The sequence below is a fragment of the Halomonas cerina genome (assembly GCF_014192215.1).
In the GTDB taxonomy this organism is placed as follows: domain Bacteria; phylum Pseudomonadota; class Gammaproteobacteria; order Pseudomonadales; family Halomonadaceae; genus Halomonas; species Halomonas cerina.
Window position 1 is genome coordinate 1 of record NZ_JACHXP010000048.1, and the last position, 1,895, is coordinate 1,895.

Sequence of the window (1,895 nt, forward strand, 5' to 3'; positions counted from 1 at the left end):
CTCTCACACCACCGGGCATACGGTTCCGTACCACGGCGGTTCATGAAAAACGACTAAGCCCTCTTACCGTCTCGAGTACCGAGATCATTCCCTGCTGACGGAACCAGCGGTTGGGCAAGGCATGGCGCATATGCAGCGCACCTGCATTCCACCAGGGGCCTCGCCCATTCCCCGCTGACTTCCAGGCACGCTGGGCGTCCAGGCCCAGCGCCTGCAGTTTCCGGCGCCGAGTCCGCGGACGCTTCCACTGTCGCCAGATCACACGGCGCAGTCGACGGCGTATCCAGCCATCCAGCGCCTCCAAGGGGCGTTTCACATCGACGAGACTGAAGTAGCTGGCCCAGCCCCGCAGGACTGGTGTCAGTTCTTCGATGACCCGTCGGATATTGCGCCCCTTGCCGCGCTTCAGGATCTCACGGACACGCAGCATCAGGCGTTGCAGGCTGGCCTTGGAGATGGTCAGCCGTGCCTGCTTATGCCGGGTCAGCGTATAGCCCAGATATCCCCGACGCCATGGCCGGTCCACCGCGCTCTTGTCGCGATTGACCGTGAGCCTGAGCGAGCTCTCGAGAAAATCACTCAGGCTGGCCATGACGCGCTCGCCCGCCCGCCGACTCCTGACATACACCTGCATATCATCGGCGTAGCGGCAGAAGCGGTGGCCCCGACGTTCCAGTTCCTTGTCCACGTCGTCCAACAGGATATTGGCCAGCAGCGGGCTCAGTGGCCCGCCCTGGGGCGTCCCCTGTCGGCGTGGCGCGGCCAGGCCGTCCTGGAACATGCCGGCTTCCAGGTAGCGACGGATCAGGCGTAGCACCCGCTTGTCGCGGACGCGACGCGCGATCCGCGCCATCAGCAGGTCATGGTTGACCCGGTCGAAGAAGGCGGCCAGGTCGAGGTCGACCACCCAGCGGTGGCCGGCAGTGACGTGGGCCTTCATGGCCGAGACGGCCTGCTGGGCGCTGCGCTTGGGGCGATAACCGTAGCTCGATGCGGAGAAACCCGGATCGAAGATCGGCGTCAGCACCTGCAACAACGCCTGCTGGATCAACCGGTCGGTGACCGTGGGGATGCCGAGCTGTCGCGTCCCGCCCTTGGGCTTGGGGATCTCGACGGCTCGAACCGGGCTGGGGTGGTACTCACCGGCCAGCAGCCGCTCGCACAGCGTCGGCCAGTACTGTTTCAGGTGGTCGGCCAACTGGCGTACCGTCATGCCATCGGCACCCGGCGCGCCTTTATTGGCGACCACCCTACGGTAAGCCCGCGCCATGTTGGCCTTCTCTACCACGGCTTCCATGAGCGGGGCGGGCTCCGCTTTCGTCCACGATGACGACGCCGGGACCGTCTCGACGCCCACCGGCCAGGACTCGGGGTACTGCCCCTGCCCCTCTGGGTGGGTGACGGTATCAGCGCCAGTTTCGGTCTTCATGATCGATCCTCGAGACGTCATCGCCTACTCGCGGTTCTTCATGTTCGGCCCTTGGTGCCGCGGTGAACCGGCACTTACTATGGCCTCGGCTGACGTCTGGCGGCCCCTCCCGTCGCCTCTCGACGCCGGTAGCACCGTGGCAGACCACCAGACCTCCCAGGGTAAGACGCGCGACCTTCCCACTTATGCCTGGCGGATTTACGTCATGGCGTTCCGTGCAAGTATTGGGCTTTGATGAGTGTGGCCATCTCACCCCGCCATGCCGCCTCGTATCCGCTTCCTGTTCGTCAGGCCAGCGTTTTGCCTCGGGCTGCCTTCAGATTCCCCCTCGCGGGGAACACCCTTGCCGTCGGCTAGCACTTCCCCTTGCCGGGCGTGCAGGGAACTTTCACCCCCAAGTCATCCCGAGGCACCACCCTCGGGAACAGCGCCAGTCAGGCGCTGCGCGCCATGCCTGGCGCACCAC

General features: G+C 65.3%; 1 protein-coding gene. It reads right to left on the bottom strand.

Annotation, left to right across the window (positions count from 1 at the left end):
- Positions 1 to 40 precede the first annotated feature (40 nt).
- Positions 41 to 1,429, bottom strand: a complete 1,389-nt coding sequence (gene ltrA / locus FHR94_RS19390) for a group II intron reverse transcriptase/maturase (protein ID WP_183328398.1) — start codon at positions 1,427 to 1,429, stop codon at positions 41 to 43.
- Positions 1,430 to 1,895: the final 466 nt, after the last annotated feature.

Bases quoted from the DNA above. Each gene is read 5' to 3' on its own strand.
- ltrA (WP_183328398.1), bottom strand. From the start codon at position 1,429: ATGAAGACCGAAACTGGCGCTGATACCGTCACCCACCCAGAGGGGCAG.